Below are 1,456 nucleotides of genomic sequence, written 5' to 3'. Positions count from 1 at the left end.
GGCTGCTGCTCGGCTTCCCCGTGCTGCGGCTCAAGGGCGACTACCTCGCCATCGTGACGCTTGGCTTCGGCGAGATCATCCGCATCATCATCATCAATTGGGCCGACGTCACGGGCGGCCCCAACGGCGTGTCGAGCATTCCGCGCCCGAGTTTTTTCGGTCTGCCGTTTACCGCGCGTGCGCCGGAGGGCGGCACGACCTTCGCCCAGCTGTTCGGCATTCCGTTTTCGCCGCTGCATCGCATCGCCTGGCTCTACTATGTGATCCTGGCGCTGGCGCTCGTCACCTTCGCCTTCACCGCGCGGCTGCGGCGGCTGCCGATCGGCCGCGCCTGGGAAGCGCTGCGCGAGGACGAGATCGCCTGCCAGGCGCTCGGCCTCAATCCGACGGTGATCAAGCTCACCGCCTTTTCCCTCGGCGCGATGCTCGGCGGCTTCGCCGGCTGCTTCTTCGCCGCCCGCCAGGGATTCATTTCGCCGGACAGCTTCACCTTCAGCGAAAGCGCGGTGATCCTCGCCGTCGTCGTGCTCGGCGGCATGGGCAACCAGCTCGGCGTGGTCATCGCCGCCGCGGTGCTCGTCGGCCTGCCCGAGCTCGGCCGCAGTTTTGCGGAATACCGCATGCTGGTGTTCGGCCTCGCGATGGTGCTGATCATGGTGTGGCGTCCCGGCGGCCTCATCGCCGGCCGCTCGCCGTCGATCCGTGTCGATCTCGGCAAGCTCAAAGCCCCTAAAACCTTGGCGCCCAAGGTTTCGGGATGAGCGAGACCTTCGCCGACAGTCCTGCCCTGATCGTTCGGGGACTCACCATGCGCTTCGGCGGCATTCTCGCCGTCGACAATCTGGATTTCGGTGCGCGCACCGGCCAAGTCACCGCGGTGATCGGGCCCAACGGCGCCGGCAAGACCACGGCCTTCAACTGCGTCACCGGCTTCTACAAGCCGACGGCCGGCGAGATCACCATCCGCGACGGCGCGGGCGCGCTGCGCGTCGACACGCTCCCCGGCCACAGAATCGTCTCGCGCGCCGGCATCGCCCGGACGTTCCAGAACATCCGCCTGTTCGCCGGCATGACGGCGCTGGAAAACCTCCTAGTGGCGCAGCATCGCACCTTGAGCCGCTCCGGCCTGCTGCAGCTCCAAGGCCTCATCGGCCTGCCGTCCTATCGCCGCGCCGAAGACGCGGCCGTCGACAAGGCGATGGGCTGGCTGGCCCGCATGGGTCTCACGGACCGCGCCAACGACGAGGCGGGGACCTTGCCTTACGGCCTGCAACGGCGGCTCGAGATCGCCCGCGCCATGTGCCTCGATCCGCGCTTCCTCTGCCTCGACGAGCCCGCCGCCGGCCTCAACCCACGAGAATCCGCGGGACTGGCCGAAGATCTCCGGCGCCTGACCCAGGAGGACGGCATCGGCGTGCTGCTCATCGAGCACGACATGAGCGTCGTCATGGGCGTC

Annotated in this window: 2 protein-coding genes; both read left to right on the top strand. The window is 68.1% G+C overall.

Translation table 11 applies throughout. The annotated features are described in order from the left end of the window. The coding region (livM, locus tag GSQ79_RS27335; protein WP_158811896.1) for a high-affinity branched-chain amino acid ABC transporter permease LivM at positions 1–761 on the top strand (761 nt) is incomplete at its 5' end. Further along, positions 758–1,456, top strand: a 699-nt coding sequence (locus tag GSQ79_RS27330; RefSeq protein WP_158811895.1) for an ABC transporter ATP-binding protein, incomplete at its 3' end; no start/stop codon positions are given. The genes livM and GSQ79_RS27330, both read left to right, overlap by 4 nt.

Origin of the sequence: Beijerinckia sp. L45 (assembly GCF_009765775.1) — a bacterium.
Taxonomy (GTDB): Bacteria; Pseudomonadota; Alphaproteobacteria; order Rhizobiales; family Beijerinckiaceae; genus RH-AL1.
Note: the sequence above shows the minus strand (reverse complement) of the source record. Positions and strands in the feature narration are given on the sequence as shown.